Here is a 14,671-nt window from a genome sequence, read left to right as displayed (position 1 = left end):
GGATGATTCCCAGGTTTTTACTCGCAGTCGCCACCGCGCTTCTGCTGACGGCGTGTGCCAAGGATGCGGCCAAGCCCGAGGCCGCCGAAGCTGAGGCAGACACCGCCGCCGTCGAGCTGCATTTCCATGCCATCGCCGGGCTCAACCCCGGCGCCAATGGCCAGGCAGCCCCGGTACGGGTGCGGATTTTCGAACTGAAAAACGCCGCCACCTTCAGCCGTTCCGACTACTTCGCCCTGGCCGATCGCGCACAGTCGACCCTCGGCCTCGACCTGCTCGACCAGGACGAAGTGGTGATCCTGCCCGGCCAGCAATTGAGCATCCAGCGCGACCTCGACCCGTCCACCCGCCAGATCGGCCTGCTGGTGGGCTATCGCGAACTGGACCGCGCCGAGTGGCGCACGGTGCTCAACGTGCCGGCACGCCAATACACCGAATACCAGATCAGCCTCGATGTGCATGCCGTGCGTGCCGACGTCGTGGTCCCCCCATCCAGCCCTGCCCAATAAGAATCGGAGCCCCCATGTCCTGGAACAATCGCGTGGTCTGGTCGGAAGGCATGTTCATCGGAACGCAGCACTTCCAGCAGCATGACCGTTACCTGGAAAACCTGATCGATGCGCGCAGCCGCCCGTTGTCGGCGGGGGCCTGGGGCTTTTCCGAACTGTTGATCGACCAGGGCCTGCTGGCCCAGGGCAAGCTGGCGATCGTCTCGGCACGTGGCCTGTTACCGGATGGCACGCCGTTCAATATCCCCCAGGACGACCTGGCGCCGAGCCCGCTGAATATCGACGACAACTTGCGCGATGGCCTGGTGTACCTGGCGTTGCCCCTCAAGCGTGCCGGCGCCCGCGACACCGTCGACGAAGGCGAGGCCCTGGAAGCCGCGCGCTATGTCAGCCAGGTGCGTGAAGTGCGCGACGACAACGCGCCCTTCGAAAACCGTGCGCCGGTGGCGGTCGGCTCCCGCGCCTTGCGCCTGTTGACCGCCCAGGATGGCATCAGCGATTACGCGGCCATTGGCCTGGTGCGCATCAAGGAAAAACGCGCCGACCGCGCCCTGGTGCTGGACGAGAGCTACATCCCGCCGGTCCTCGACGTGACGGCCAGCAAACCGCTGACCGCGTTTCGCAGCGAACTGCTGGGCCTGCTGCACCAGCGCGGCGAAGCGTTGGCCGGGCGCGTGGTGGCTTCGGGCGCCGGTGGTGCTTCGGAGATTGCCGACTTCATGCTGCTGCAACTGGTCAACCGCGCCCAGCCGCTGATCCAGCACCTGAGTCAGTTGAGCCCGCTGCACCCGGAGCGTTTCTTCAGTGAGCTGGTGAGCCTGGCCGGCGAGTTCTCGACCTTCTCCACCACTGGCCGCCGCCCCCACGAATATCCGCAGTACCAGCATGACGACCTGGCCCTGAGCTTCACCCCGGTGATGCAGGCCCTGCGCGAGGCGCTGTCGATGCTGATCGACAGCAAGGCCACGCCGATCCCGATTGTCGAGAAAGCCTACGGCGTGCACGTGGCGATGCTGGCCGACAAAACCCTGATCGACAGCGCCAGTTTCATCCTGGTGGTGCGCGCCGATGTGCCGGGCGAAACCCTGCGCGCGCGCTTCGGCCAGCAAAGCAAAGTCGGCTCGGTGGAACACATCCGCGACCTGGTCAACCTGCAACTGCCGGGCATCGGCCTGCTGCCGCTGCCGGTGGCGCCACGGCAGATTCCGTACCACGCAGGCTCCACCTACTACGAGCTGGACCGGGGCAGCGAGCACTGGCAGCAACTGGGTAATTCCGGTGGCTTTGCGTTCCACATCGCCGGCCAGTTCCCGGGGTTGAACCTGGCTTTCTGGGCCATCCGAGGGTAATCCGCGATGCATCCGAATGACGATGACCGCACCCAGTTCATGCCGCGTCCCGGTGGCCGCGCGCCGGAGCCTGTTCGCGCAGAGCCGGCGCCGCTGTCGATGCCCGCTGCGCCGATCCTGACCGGCAAGGCCCAGGGCCTGAACCCGCTGGAAAGCGCCGCCGGCCCGTTGTTGTCGCTGCTGACGCGCCTGCGCAACACCATCTCGCACCCTGCGCCAGCGAGCCTGCGTGCGCAGTTGCTGGCTTACCTGCGCCAGTTCGAAGAACGTGCCGAGGCGGCCGGCGTGGCCCGCAACGATGTGCTGCTGGCGCGTTACGCGCTGTGCACCGCCCTCGATGAAGCCGTGCTGAGTACGCCGTGGGGCAGTGCCAGTGACTGGGGCAAGCAGAGCCTGCTGATCACCGTGCACAACGAAGCCTGGGGCGGCGAAAAGGTCTTCCAATTGCTGGATCACTGCCTGCAAAGCCCGCGGGAACGCCTGTACCTGCTGGAGCTGTTGTACCTGTGCCTGTGCCTGGGTTTCGAAGGTCGCTACCGCGTGATGAACGATGGCCGCAGCCAGCTGGAAGCCTTGCGCGAGCGTACCGCGGCGGCGATTCGCAGTGCCCGTGGCGAGCATGAGCGCGAGCTGTCGCCCCATTGGCGCGGCGTAACCGTGGCCCGTGATCGCCTGGCGCAGTTCATGCCGCCGTGGATCGCCGTGGCCATCGGCCTGGCACTGCTGTTGGCATTGCTGTTCGGGTTGCGGATGAAACTGGCGTCGGATGCCGAGCCGGTGTTCAAGAATATTCATGCCCTGGGCGAGATCCCGGTGCAGGCCATCGACCGTCCGGTGGCCCAGCCGAAAATCATCGAGCGGCCACGCCTGGCAGGCTTCCTGGTGGAAGACATCAAGGCCGGTCGCGTAGCCGTGGAAGATGCCGTCGACCGCTCCGTGGTGACCATCCGTGGCGATGAACTGTTCGCCTCGGCCAGCTCCAGCATCGTCGATGACTTCCAGCCGCTGATGCTGCGTATTGCCGACGCCATCCGCAAGGTCAAGGGCCAGGTGCGGGTGACCGGCCACAGCGATAACCGTCCGATTGCGACCCTGCGCTTTCCGTCCAACTGGGCGCTGTCCGAAGCGCGGGCCAAGTCGGTGCTGGAGATTCTCGCGGCCAAGACCGGCCAGCCGGAACGCTTCAGCGCCGAAGGCCGCAGCGACACCGAGCCGGTGGCGACCAACGCCACAGCCGAAGGCCGTGCGCGCAATCGCCGGGTAGAAATCACCGTATTGGCGGAGGGCGTCGAGTGAAGGCGTTTTTCAGTTTTGTGATTCGCTGGGTGATCCCGCTGCTGGGCCTGATCGCCTTGAGCCTGATCATCTGGTTTGTGGGCCCGTTGCTCGATGTGCTGGTGCCGGAAGGGCGCCGCTGGGCGCTGATCATCCTGGTGTTCGCGGTGTGGATTGCCTACCGCGTATTCCGGATTATCCAGGCCCGGCGCCAGGCCGCCGAAGTGATGCGCAGCCTCGCGGCGGAAACCCCGCCAGACCCTGCCAGCGTCGCCACCGCCGAAGAGCTGGCGACCCTGCGCCAGCGCATGGACGAAGCCCTGGCCCTGTTGAAAAAGGCCAAGCTGGGCGGTGACGAGCGCCGCAACCTGTATGAGCTGCCGTGGTACGTGATCATCGGCCCGCCGGGCTCGGGCAAGACCACCGCGCTGGTCAATTCCGGGCTGCACTTTCCCTTGGCGGCGCAGTTGGGTGCCGGTGCGGTACGGGGCGTGGGCGGTACGCGCAATTGCGATTGGTGGTTTACCGACCAGGCCGTGTTGCTCGACACCGCTGGCCGCTACACCACCCAGGACAGCAACTCCACGGTGGATAAAGCCGCCTGGCTGGGCTTTCTCGACCTGCTGAAAAAGCAGCGTTCCCGGCGCCCGATTGACGGTGCGTTTATCGCCATCAGCCTCTCGGACCTGCTGCTGGGCAGCGACGCCGAGCGTGCCGCCCATGCCGCCGCGATCCGCCTGCGCATCCAGGAGCTGTACACCCAACTGGGCGTGCGCTTCCCGATCTACCTGATGCTCACCAAGCTCGACCTGGTGCCGGGCTTCATGGAGTTCTTCGACAACCTGAGCAAGGAAGAGCGCGCCCAAGTGTGGGGCATGACCTTCGCCCTGGACGACGGCAAGAACAGCGACAGCCCGCTGGCCCATCTGCAAAGCGAGTTCGCCGGCCTGGAACAGCGCCTCAACGAGCGCCTGGTGGAGCGCCTGCAACAGGAACGCGACCCGGCGCGGCGCGACCTGATCTACGGTTTCCCGCAGCAGTTCGGCGCGTTGAAGGATTGCCTGCAAGGCTTCCTCGAAGGCGTGTTCAAACCCAACGCCTTTGAAGAGCGCGTCTTGCTGCGCGGTGTGTACTTCACCAGCGGCACCCAGGAAGGCAGCCCGATTGACCGCTTGATCGGCGCCATGGCCCAGAGCATGAACCTGGACCGCCAGCACCTGGCGCGCCAGACCGGCACCGGGCGCAGTTACTTCATCGAAAAACTGTTCACCGCCGTGGCGTTTGCCGAGCGTGGCCTGGTGGGCGTCAACCCGAAGGTCGAGCGCCGTCGCAAGTGGATTGCCCGGGGTGTGCTGGCCGCAACCGTGGCGCTGGTACTGGTCGTCAGCACGTTGTGGTGGGTGAGTTATCGCGCCAACCAGGCCTACATCGCCCAGGTTGACCAGAAGGTCGCGCCGTTGGGCCAGACCGTGCAGAACCTGAGCCCGGCGCAGCGCGAAGTACTCGCGGTATTGCCGTTGCTCAATGCGGTGAAGAACCTGGCGGGCGACTCGCCGAGCTGGTCCGAAGGCTTGGGCCTGTATCAGGGCGACATGCTCGAAGCCGAATCCTCCAGCGTCTACCGCAAGCTGTTGATCGCCGTGTTCGCGCCCCGTTTGGTGACGCGCATCGAAGAGCAACTGCACGGTGGCGGCAATTCCGACTTCCTCTACGAAGGTTTGAAGGCCTACCTGATGCTCGCCGACAGCGAGCATTACGACCCGGACTTCATCAAGGCCTGGATCGCTCTCGACTGGGACCGCAACCTGCCGCGCGACCTGCCGGCGGACCAACGCCAGGCCCTGATCGGGCACTTGCAGGCCCTGTTCGAGCGGCATCCGCCCAGCGCCCGTCTCGACCCGCGCTTGATCGACGACCTGCGTCGGCAACTGCAGCAACTGCCGGTGGCCCAGCGCGTCTACGACCGCATCAAGCGCCAGAAACTGCCGGAAGGCGTGCCGGACTTTCGCATCAACGAAGCGGCGGGCCGCGATGCCGCGCTGGTGTTCAGTCGCAAGAGCGGCAAGCCGTTGGGCGAACCGTTGAGCGGTTTCTTCACCGCCAAGGGCTATCGCCAGGGCTTCCTGCTGACCAGCCTGAACCAGACCGGCACCCTTGCTGAAGAGCAGTGGGTACTGGGCCGCGAGCAGGCCGACCAACAAAACGTCGTCAGCCTCGCCGCCGATGTGCGCCGCCTGTACTTCCAGGACTATCAACGCCAGTGGGATGCGTTGCTGGCGGATATCGACTTTGTGCCGATCACCAGCGTGGCCCAGGCGGCCGACGTCTTGCGGGTGATTTCCGGGCCGACCTCGCCGCTGAAGAAGCTGCTGGTGGCGGTCTCCAAAGAGACCGACTTGCAAGCGGAAGAACGCTTGCTGGCCGCCAAGGGCGCGCCGGTGGAAGGTGGCGTGGACAAGCTCAAGGAACGCCTCGGCAGCCTGCTTGGCCAGGACCAGCCAACTGCGAATGCACCAGCGGCCAGTGAAGATCCGGTGACGGCGCACTTCGCCGAACTCAACAGCATCGTCAGCAAGAACGAAGGCGAACCGGCAGCCATTGATGGCCTGCTGGCGGACATGAATGCGCTGTATGTGCAAGTCAGCGCCATGGTCGGCGCCAGTGGCGATGCGTTGCTCGGCGAAGCGAAAAACCAGGCGGCGGCTGCGGCCACGCGGGTCAGCCTGAATGCCGAACGCCAGCCGCCGCTGGTGCAGGGCATGGTCAAGTCAGTGGTCAACTCCACCACCAACAGCATGATGGGCGGGGTGCGCAACCAGCTGAATGCGGCGTGGGTCAGCGAAGTGGTGAACGTGTATCGCCAGTCCCTGGCCGGGCGTTATCCGATGTCGCCCGGCAGTGCGCGGGACGCGACCCTGGATGACTTCGGCCAGTTCTTCGGGGTGGGCGGGGTGATGGACAATTACTTCCGCAAGTACCTGCAACCTTACGTCGACACCTCCACGCAAACCTGGCGCTGGCAGCCGGGCGCGGCGCAGAAACTCGGCATCGCGCCGGGCGTGCTGCAAACCTTCCAGCGTGCGGCGACCATTCGGGATGCGTTTTTCCGTGCCGGTGGCACCCAGCCGATCGTGCGCTTTGAACTCAAACCGGTGGCGATGGACGCGACCATCACCCAGTTCCTGCTGGACCTGGACGGCCAGCAACTGAGCTATGACCACGGCCCGAGCCGGCCGGTCGCGATGCAGTGGCCGAATCCCGGCAGCATTGGCGTGGTGCGCATTTCCATCATGCCGCCGTCAGCCAGCGGGCGCTCCGGCGTGACGCTGGACGGCCCGTGGGCCTGGTTTCGTCTGCTGGAGCAATCGGACCTGACCGCCGGCAATTCGCCGGACCGCTTCAACCTGCGTCTGCGGGTCGACGGCGCGAGCATCTCCTACGAGTTGCGGGCCAACAGTGCCTTCAACCCGTTCAAGAGCCGCGTGCTTAACGGCTTCAGCCTGCCGGAGCGGCTATGACCACGCTGGGTTTCTACGGCAAGTTGGCGTGCCGCGGCGACTTTGTCAGCCGCGCGCTGCCCCAGAGTTTTATCGGCCCTTGGGACAGTTGGCTGGCGTCCGGATTGCTCGCCAGCCAGACCCGCCTCGGGGCTGACTGGCTGAATGCTTACCTGGTCAGCCCATTGTGGCGCTTCGTGTTGGCGCCGGGTGTGTGCGGGCCGGACGCGGCGGTGGGCGTGGTGATGCCGAGCATCGACCGGGTGGGGCGCTATTTCCCGCTGACGGTGGCTGCGCTGTTGGATCACGACACCGACCCGGCCTCCGTCGTTGGCGGCCCGGACACCTGGTTTGAACAGGTGGAAGAGCTGCTGCTGAGCACGCTGGATGCCGGTGCCAGCTTCGAAGGTTTCAGCGACGGCATCGAATCCCTCGGCGCTCCAGCCTGCCAACCTCGCACCTTGGGTAGTCGCTTTGCGGGCTTGCAGCGTGTCAACGCCACAGACCCTCAAGCGCGGATGACTGCGCTTGCCGAACAGGCCTGCGAAGGCGCGAGCCTGTGGTGGGGCCGTGGTTCGCAACAGATTTCTCCCGGTTTAATGCGGTGTCAGGGCTTGCCTGCCGCCGACGATTTTGCGCAATTTTTGCTCGGCCAAGAAGGTGTTGTGTAGATGCGGTCCACGTTCAAATCCGCCAGCAAAAGCCACGTCGGCATGGTTCGCCAAGTCAATGAAGACGCTTGCCTCGACCTGCCGGAAAACGGCCTGTGGGTGGTGGCCGACGGCATGGGCGGGCACGCGGCGGGGGATTACGTCAGCAGCCTGATTGTCGACAGCCTGCGCAGCATTCCCGTGGGCCGTTCTCTTGAGGAATACACGGCGGCGTTGCGCAGCGACCTGCTGCGAGTCAACGGCGCGGTGCGCGAAGAAACCGCCCACCGTGGCGTGACCATGATGGGCAGCACCGTGGTGTTGCTCGCCACCCGAGGCTTGCGCGGCGTGTGCCTGTGGGCCGGCGACAGCCGCCTGTATCGCCTGCGCGACGGCCTGCTGGAAAGCATTTCCCGCGACCACAGCTACGTGCAGGACTTGCAGGACAGCGGCCTGCTCAGCGAAGCCGATGCGCGGGTGCATCCACGGGCGAATATCGTCACCCGCGCGATTGGCGTGGAAGCACAGTTGGCGTTGTCGTCGGTCGACCTGTTGATCGCCCCCGGCGACAGTTACCTGCTGTGCAGCGACGGCCTGAACAAGACCGTCGAAGACCACGAGATCCGCGAAGTACTAAGCCATGCCGAGCCGGACGAAATCGTCCGCAGCCTGGTGCACCTGGGGCTCAATCGCGGCGCGCCGGACAATATCACCGCCATCGTTGTGAAGGTGTCGACATGAACATCATCATTCCCGGCTACGACATCGAAGGCGAAATTGGCGTTGGCGCCATGGCCAGCGTGTACCTGGCGACCCAGCGGTCCCTGGAGCGCAAGGTGGCGCTGAAGATCATGGCGGCAGCGCTGGCGGCCGACCTGAGCTTCTGCGAACGCTTCCTGCGCGAAGGCAAGACTTTGGCGCGCCTGTCCCACCCGCATACCGTGACCATCCATGACATCGGCAATGTCGGTGAGCTGTATTACATGGCCATGGAATACCTGCCCAACGGCACGCTCAAGGAGCGCATTGCCGCCGGCCTGACGCCGGAGCAGGGGCTGACGTATATCCGCCAGATCGCGTCGGCGCTGGGTTATGCCCACGCCCAGGGCCTGGTACACCGCGATGTGAAGCCGGCGAACATTCTGTTCCGCGCGGATGGCACGGCGGTGTTGTCGGACTTTGGCATCGCCAAGTCCCTGGATGACCGCACGCAGTTCACCCAGGCCGGATTTGCCGTCGGCACGCCGAGCTACATGAGCCCGGAGCAGGCCCGGGGCCAGGAAATTGACGGGCGCGCCGACCTGTATGCGCTGGGCGTGGTGCTCTATGAAATCCTCGTGGGCAAGTTGCCTTACAACGGCACCGATGCGCTTTCCACAGCACTGGCACACCTGACTGAACCGCTGCCGGAATTGCCGGTGCACCACGGGCGCTATCAGGAGGTGCTGCGCAAGCTGCTGGCCAAGGACCCGGCGGAGCGTTTCCCGGATGCTGCGGCGTTGCTGCTGGCGCTGGATCAGTTGCCGAAGGAGCAGCAGGTAGAGGCGACGTTGATTCGGCCCCTGCCGATTCCGGTTGCGGTCTCCAATGACCTGGCCGGACTCACGCCGGTTTCCATCGAAATCCCGACCGAAAAGCCGCAGCCACAACCCGTGCGGCAACCGGTGGTGACGCCGACGCAACACTCGGCCGTGTCCGGACAAAACCGTGGGCCGGTGCTGGCGTTGGCGGCAGTTGCCGTGGCGGTAGCGCTGGCAATTGCGGGCGCAGGTTACTGGTGGTTGAAAGATGACGCGCCAGCCGCCGCGCAGCCGGTTGCCGAGGCGGCCAAGACCATCGCGCCGCCTGCCGCGCAACCGGTAGCGGCGCAGGTTGACGGCGGTCAACGCCCGTTGCTGATGGCCGGCAAGAAAACCCTGTTCCAGCGGGTACTGAGCAAGCCTGGCGCCAAGCTTTCCCACGAAGCGGGCGGGGCGCCTGGCGAAGGTTTGCCGGCGTTTTCCGTGCTCTATGTCTACCAACGCAAGGACGTCGACGGCAGCCCCTGGCTGCGGGTTGGCGCCGCCACCGACGGGCGCAGCGACGGTTGGCTGCCGGCGGCGCAAGCCAGCGACTGGAAGCAGAGCCTGGTGCTCAAGTTCACCGAGCGTTCGGGCCGGGCGCCGGTGATGTTCCTGCGTCAGTCCGCTGAAGTGGAGAAGCTTTTAGCCGATCCCGCAGCGGCGAAAAACCTGCTGCTCAAGGTGCAGAAAAACACCGAGGACAACCAGCAGGTTCTGGCCCTGGAGCCGACCGCCAGCGCCGTCCCGCAGAACCAGTTCTATTTGCTGCCGATCTTCGACTCCAAGGAGAGCTTCGACGAAAACGGCCAGCCGGTGCAGTTGCTCAACGTCGCCTCCATCGACCCTGGCAGCACACCTGATGTCATCGCCAAGGCTGTCGGTCGAACGCCGGTGATTGATGCCAATGCCGATGCCTTCCGCACGGCCGTGGTGCTGGTGGTCGACACCACGGTGTCGATGCAGCCCTACATCGACCAGGTTCGCGACGTGGTCCACGAGCTGCAAACCCGCATCGCCGAGCGTGGCGAACTGGACAGCGTGAGCTTTGGCCTGGTGGGTTTTCGCAACAGCATCAAGAAAACCCCCGGCCTGGAGTATGTGGCCAAGACCCTGATCACCCTCGACCAAGGGCGCGACCCGCAGCGCTTCCTCGACATGGCGCGGCAGGTCAAAGCGTCGACGGTGTCCAGCCACTCGTTCAACGAAGACGCGTTCGCCGGTGTCATGCAGGCGGTGGAAGGCATGGACTGGTCCGGCTACGGCGGGCGCTTGATCCTGCTGGTGACCGACGCCGGTGCGTTGCGCAAGAACGACCCGTTCGCCACCACCCAGATGAACGAAGCCGAAGTACGCCAGGCTGCATTGGGCAAGCAGATCAAGATCTACGCCTTGCACCTGCGCACCGACGCCGGCAAGAAAACCCACAGCGGCGCCGAAACCCAGTACCGCACCCTGACCGCCGACGCCAACCCGCAGATCGGCGACCTGTACACGCCGGTGCCCGGTGGCGATGTGCGCAAGTTCGGCGAGCGGGTCGACGAGATCGGCACGGTGTTCGCCAACCTGGTGCATCAGGTGCGCAGCAACACACCGCAGCCGGTGCCGCTGCTCAGTGCCGCGCCGACCCTGGCGGACAAATCCGCGGCCGTCGGTTACGCGATGCACATGGATTTCCTTGGCCGCAAAACCGCGAGCCAGGCGCCGCAACTGGTGAGTGCCTGGACCGCCGACCGCGACCTGACCAACACCGCATTGCCGGCCTTCCAGGTGTGCGTGATGTTGACCAAATTGCAGCTCAACGACTTGCAGCAGTCCTTGAAACTGATCGTCGACGCCGCGCGCAAAACCCAGACCTCACCGAAGGATTTCTTCCAGGAAATCGCCAGCGCCTCGGCCTATATGAGCCGTGATCCACAGGCCTTGAAAAAGGGCGGCAACCTGGCGGACGGCGGCATCCTTGGCGAATACCTGGAAGGCCTGCCGTACCGCAGCAAGTCGCTGAACATGACCCAGGATTTGTGGCTGTCGTTGAGCGTGGCCGAGCAGGAAGACTTTATCGACGAGCTGGATTCGAAGATCCGCCTCTACGAAACCTTCCATAACGATGTGGCCAACTGGGTCCGTTTCGGCGATGCCGAGCCGGGTGATGCGTTGTACCGCGTGCCGCTGTCGACGCTGCCGTAATGCTGAACTTGAGCGCAGTGCACAAGAGCCGGGGCGTTGGTGCCCAGCGCTACAGCCTGGTGATACCGGGCTTGCAACTGCGTGCGGGTGAACAGTTGGCGGTGGTCGGGCCGAGTGGCTGTGGCAAGAGCACCTTGCTGGATTTGCTCGCGCTGGTGTTGGCGCCGGACCAGGTCGGGCAGTTCGATTTCAACCGCGTCGACATTGCCGGGCTTTGGCGTGGTGACCAGCAAAGCGCGCTGGCGGAGCTACGCAGTCGGCACCTGGGTTACGTGCTGCAAACCGGCGGCCTGCTGGGTTTTCTCGATGTGCGCGGCAACATTGCGTTGTCGCGGCAACTCCTGGGTTTGAAAGACGACGGCAGCGTGGCGCGGTTGGCCGAGCAGTTGGAAATCACTGATCAGTTGGACAAGAAGCCGGCGGCGTTGTCCGTCGGCCAGCGTCAGCGGGTCAGTTGCGCAAGAGCCCTGGCCCACGGTCCGCAGCTGTTGCTGGCGGATGAGCCCACCGCTGCGCTCGACCCGTTGAACGCCGAGCGGGTGATGCAGGCGCTGTTGGCCCAGGCCCGGCATAACGGCGCGTGCTGCGTGATCGCCACCCATGATGAACCCCTGGCCCGGGCCAGCGGCTTGCAGGTGCGGCGCATCAGTTGCCGTCGCGACGCCGACGGCGGCGTCACCGCCACCCTTGGGGAGGCGTGCTGATGCGTATCGCCCTGGTGGCTTCCCTGGCCTGGCAGGATTACCGCAACGATGCGTGGCTGTCGGTGTGTTCGGTGCTGGCGCTGGTGGCGGTGATCGCGCCGTTGCTGGTGTTGTTCGGCCTGAAATTTGGACTGGTTAGCAGTTTGACCGAACGTTTGGAGAACGACCCGGCCACTCGGGAAATTATTCCGTTGGGCGGTGGTCGATTCAGCAGTGAATTTGTCGAGCAGCTCCGCCAGCGCAGCGACGTGGCGTTCGCCTTGCCGCGCACCCGGCAGATTGCGGCGACGGCGCAGTTGGAGGCGGTGACGGTGGAGATGCTGCCGACCGCCGCCAACGACCCATTGCTGGCCGGCCTGCCGATGCCCAAGGGCCTGGATCAGATCGTGCTGAGCCACACCGCTGCCGAAAAGCTCGGGGCAAAGGCCGGGGATTGGCTGGAGGCGAGTTTTGGGCGCCAGGTGGCGGGGCGCATCGAGTCGCAACGCCTGCGGGTTCAAGTGCTGCAGGTAGCGCCGCTGGAAGCCTTCGCCCGGGATGGATTGTTTGCACCCTTGGGCTTGCTGGAAGCAGCGGAAGATTATCGCGATGGCCGCGCGGTGCCGGCGTTTGGCTGGGACGGCGATGCGGTGGGCGTCAGCGAGCAACGGGTATACCCGGCGTTCCGTTTGTATGCGCGGCGCCTGGTGGATGTGGAGCCGCTGCGGGTGTATTTCGCCGGGCAGAATCTGTTGGTGTCGACCCAGGCCCAGACCATCGCCCAGGTGCAGTCGTTGAGCCGCAACCTGTCGATCGTGTTCTGGATCATCGCCGGGCTGGCGTTGGCGGGCGCGTTTGCCGCGATCTTTGCCGGGGCGCTGGCGTCGGTTGCACGCAAGCGTCGGGAGCTGTCGGTATTGCGGCTGTTGGGGTTTTCCACCGCCGGGTTGTTGCTGTTTGTGGTGTTGCAGGCGCTCTACAGCGCGGGGTTTGCCGCTGTATTGAGTGGGCTTTTATATGGCTTGGCAGAGTCCGGCCTGAACCAATTATTCGTGCAGGTGCCGGGCGAATACGCCAGTCACCTGCTGGCGCGTCACTACGGCCTGGCCTTGGCAGCTGTCCTCGGCGTCAGCGCCGTGGCGGCGGCGTGTGGCGGTTGGCGTGTGGCGCGTATCCAGGCTTCTGAAGGAGTCAGAGATGTATAAGTTACTGGGCGCCGCCATGGCGCTGACCCTGTCCTGCGTGGCCTGGGCCGATGAGGCGAGCGACAAGCTGGACAACCCCAAGCCGTTGCCGGATGACGTCAGCCTGCCGCTGCCCTGCGAAGGCAACATGGTGTTCCGCTATGCCTACGTGCTGGCCCAGGGCACCCTGGATGACCGCGAGATCAGCCTCGGCTACCCGTTCAGCGAAGGTGAAGCGGGCTATCAGCAGTCGTTCATTTCCGGTTATCGCCGCGACTTCATCAACGGCCAGTTCACCCTCAAGGACCTGCCCAAGGACTGGAACAAGGTCATTGCGCCGCTGATGCCGAAGACCGACGCCAAGACCCCGCTCAAGCCGATGCTGTACTTCATCGGCAAGTACGAAGTCACTGCGCGGCAATATGCGCAGGTCATGTCCCAGGCGCAATCCCTGGCCAGCGGCGAACCCGCCCCGGCGTGTGATGTGCCTACCGGGATGGCGGCGCGCTTGCCCAAGGTCAAGCTGTCGCGCTTTGAAGCCGAACGTTTCTCGGCGGTGTACAGCGCCTGGTTGATGAAATACCACCGCGAGCTGCTGCCGGTGAGTGGTCGCGGTGCTTCGGCAGATGACGGCGGCCTGGGCTTTGTGCGCCTGCCTACTGAAGTGGAGTGGGAGTTTGCCGCGCGCGGTGGCCAGGCGGTCAGCCGTCAGGACCTGGAAGGCCGGCTGTTTCCACGGCGTACCGAGGGCAGCGAAAGCGACGGCCCCCTCGCCGATTATGCGGTGTTCAATCAGGTCGCCGGTGGCACCGGCCAGGCCGCACGCTTGATGCCCATCGGCACCAAGTTGCCCAACCCGATCGGCATGTTCGATGTGATCGGCAACGCGGCGGAAATGGTCCAGGAATCCTTTCAACTGGTGCACGCCGGGCGTCGTCAGGGCACCTACGGCGGGTTCGTGGTCAAGGGCGGCAACTATCTGGAAGGCGAGGGCACGCTGTTCACCGGCATGCGCCGCGAGTACCCGTTGTTCGCCGCCGACGGTACCGAACAAAGCAACGAGACCACCGGCTTTCGCGTGGCGATTGGCGCCTTGTCGGCACCGCGTTCGCGCTACAAGGAACTGTTCGCCCAGTGGCAGAAGGAAGGTCGCCTGGCCTCGCTGACCGATGCCATCGACGACGCCCAGGACCCGACCAAGCGCCTGGACAGCATCATTGCCGCCAGCGTCGACCCGCGCCTGCAAGCCGAGCTCGGCCTGGTCAACGAAGAGCTCAAGCGCAACGTCTCGCTGATCGCCCAGCAGCGCGAAGAAGCGGCCGGCAACCTGATTCAGTCCGCGGCCCTGGTGGCCGAGACCATCAACAACTACAACATCCGCCTGATCAATTTGCAGAAGAGCCGCCAACAGGCCATCGACGCCAAGGACGAGGCCAGCGCGCAGCTGTTCGCCACGGCGATCACCAATGGGCGCAGTGCGCTGGACGGCGCGGTGGCGATCTACATCGACAACCTGGCCACCGGCACGCGCTACACCGATGCGGTGATCCAGGCGCAGTTTCAACGGATCAAGGAAGAGTTGGATCGCAAGCCGGTACTGGGCAAGAGCCTGGTGACGCGTGCGACGTTATTCGTTCGCCATGTGGGCAACTACCGCAAGCAACAGCGGGCCGACCCGGCGACGATTTTGAAGGAATTGCTCGCAGCGAGCGGTCAGCGGTCTTGACCGCTGGTTGTACAGCGAGCTTGGAAGGGACTCAGGCGGCGGTGGGCCGCGC

General features: G+C 64.9%; 10 protein-coding genes. All 10 read left to right on the top strand.

Going from position 1 to position 14,671, the window contains the following annotated elements; all coding sequences use genetic code 11:
• Nucleotides 1-2 precede the first annotated feature (2 nt).
• Genes tssJ through ACIOMR_RS11395 form a run of 10 tightly spaced genes read left to right on the top strand, consistent with a single transcriptional unit; the run spans nucleotide 3 to nucleotide 14,619 of the window.
• Nucleotides 3-509, top strand: coding sequence for a type VI secretion system lipoprotein TssJ (gene tssJ, locus ACIOMR_RS11440; RefSeq protein ID WP_003213332.1), 507 nt, complete (start codon nucleotides 3-5; stop codon nucleotides 507-509).
• A 14-nt stretch (nucleotides 510-523) separates the two neighbouring features.
• A complete protein-coding gene (gene tssK, locus ACIOMR_RS11435; RefSeq protein ID WP_003213330.1) occupies nucleotides 524-1,858 on the top strand; it encodes a type VI secretion system baseplate subunit TssK in 1,335 nt (444 codons plus the stop codon).
• A gap of 6 nt (nucleotides 1,859-1,864) precedes the next feature.
• On the top strand, nucleotides 1,865-3,154 hold the full coding sequence (locus ACIOMR_RS11430; protein ID WP_008439459.1) for a DotU family type VI secretion system protein: 1,290 nt from the start codon (nucleotides 1,865-1,867) through the stop codon (nucleotides 3,152-3,154).
• Nucleotides 3,151-6,651 (top strand): type VI secretion system membrane subunit TssM, encoded by a 3,501-nt coding sequence (gene tssM, locus ACIOMR_RS11425; RefSeq protein ID WP_177066885.1) that lies wholly within the window; start codon nucleotides 3,151-3,153, stop codon nucleotides 6,649-6,651. Before ACIOMR_RS11430 ends, tssM begins: the two co-directional genes overlap by 4 nt.
• Nucleotides 6,648-7,301 (top strand): type VI secretion system-associated protein TagF, encoded by a 654-nt coding sequence (tagF, locus tag ACIOMR_RS11420; protein ID WP_401194138.1) that lies wholly within the window; start codon nucleotides 6,648-6,650, stop codon nucleotides 7,299-7,301. The genes tssM and tagF overlap by 4 nt, the downstream gene beginning before the upstream one ends.
• The gene (locus ACIOMR_RS11415; protein WP_003213320.1) at nucleotides 7,302-8,021 is read left to right on the top strand and encodes a PP2C family serine/threonine-protein phosphatase; all 720 of its coding nucleotides are present in this window, start codon (nucleotides 7,302-7,304) and stop codon (nucleotides 8,019-8,021) included.
• Nucleotides 8,018-11,026, top strand: a complete 3,009-nt coding sequence (locus ACIOMR_RS11410; RefSeq protein WP_401194134.1) for a serine/threonine-protein kinase — start codon at nucleotides 8,018-8,020, stop codon at nucleotides 11,024-11,026. Before ACIOMR_RS11415 ends, ACIOMR_RS11410 begins: the two co-directional genes overlap by 4 nt.
• Entirely contained in the window at nucleotides 11,026-11,730 is a 705-nt protein-coding gene (locus tag ACIOMR_RS11405; RefSeq protein WP_008439454.1) for an ABC transporter ATP-binding protein, read from the top strand. The genes ACIOMR_RS11410 and ACIOMR_RS11405 overlap by 1 nt, the downstream gene beginning before the upstream one ends.
• The gene (locus ACIOMR_RS11400; RefSeq protein WP_401194131.1) at nucleotides 11,730-12,914 is read left to right on the top strand and encodes an ABC transporter permease; all 1,185 of its coding nucleotides are present in this window, start codon (nucleotides 11,730-11,732) and stop codon (nucleotides 12,912-12,914) included. Before ACIOMR_RS11405 ends, ACIOMR_RS11400 begins: the two co-directional genes overlap by 1 nt.
• Nucleotides 12,907-14,619, top strand: a complete 1,713-nt coding sequence (locus ACIOMR_RS11395; protein WP_003213313.1) for an SUMF1/EgtB/PvdO family nonheme iron enzyme — start codon at nucleotides 12,907-12,909, stop codon at nucleotides 14,617-14,619. The genes ACIOMR_RS11400 and ACIOMR_RS11395 overlap by 8 nt, the downstream gene beginning before the upstream one ends.
• Nucleotides 14,620-14,671 lie beyond the last annotated feature (52 nt).

It is taken from the genome of Pseudomonas sp. NPDC087814 (assembly GCF_044742865.1).
Classification (GTDB): Bacteria; Pseudomonadota; Gammaproteobacteria; order Pseudomonadales; family Pseudomonadaceae; genus Aquipseudomonas.
The sequence above is the reverse complement of the archived record's forward strand: the minus strand, read 5'-3'. Positions and strand labels throughout refer to the sequence as shown.